This window comes from Bradyrhizobium cedriense (assembly GCF_054602315.1).
The window spans coordinates 1-798 of the sequence record NZ_JBTSWB010000025.1 but is presented as its reverse complement, the minus strand read 5'-3'; the positions used below and the strand labels follow the sequence as shown (position 1 = coordinate 798).

The following is a 798-nucleotide window of genomic DNA, read 5'->3' as shown; positions in this document are numbered from 1 at the left end:
ATTGCAGACAGGAAGATGTCTGCTCGCTTGTCGTATCTAGTTGCAATCCGGCGGAAGTCCTTGAGGCGGCAGAACATCCGTTCGATGACGTTTCGGCCTTTGTAGGCGATCTTATCGTAGCGATGCGGGTGTTTGCGGGTCGGATTTGGCGGGATCACGGCCTTGATGCGGCGTGCGGCCAGCTCGTCGCGCAAGCTCCTGGCGTCGTAGGCTCGATCGGCCAGCGAACGGCGCGGGTTGCGGACCATGCCGATCAAACCGCGTGCACCGACCAGGTCGTGGGTGTTGCCAGGAGTGATCAGGAAGGCAAGCGGACGGCCGATATCGTCGGTCAGCGCGTGGATTTTGGTGGTCTGCCCGCCGCGCGAGCGGCCGATCGCATTGTTGAAGGCCCCCCTTTTGCGCCGGCCGCGGAGCGATGGGCTTTTATGTAGCTGGAATCCACGGACATCGATCCGTACATGCCCGTCGATCCGGTCAGGGCGTAAAAAATATCCGTCCAAATCCCTGTCGGCTCCAGCGGTTGAAGCGGTTGTAGACAGTCGTGTAGGGGCCGTAGACTTCTGGGCAATCGCGCCAGCGCGAACCCGATTTCAGCATGTGCATAATGCCGCTGATCACACGTCGATCATCAACCCGATGCGCTCCCTTGCGCCCTTGTGGCAACAACGGCTCAATCCGCCGCCATTCCGCATCGCTGAGCCAGTAGACCTGCTTTGCCATTCAAGCCTCCCTTCCACTGAGAAGCTTGAATCACAGCCGAATTCCGGATGGAATCCCTATTGAGTACAGACCCTA

General features: G+C 59.4%; 2 protein-coding genes. Both read right to left on the bottom strand.

From position 1 onward, the window contains the following. Nucleotides 1-503 (bottom strand): IS5 family transposase (locus ACYCVF_RS36740; RefSeq protein ID WP_459612960.1); only part of this gene is annotated, 503 nt, incomplete at its 3' end. Continuing rightward, nucleotides 478-723, bottom strand: a complete 246-nt coding sequence (locus tag ACYCVF_RS36735; protein ID WP_459599933.1) for a transposase — start codon at nucleotides 721-723, stop codon at nucleotides 478-480. The genes ACYCVF_RS36740 and ACYCVF_RS36735, both read right to left, overlap by 26 nt. Nucleotides 724-798: the final 75 nt, after the last annotated feature.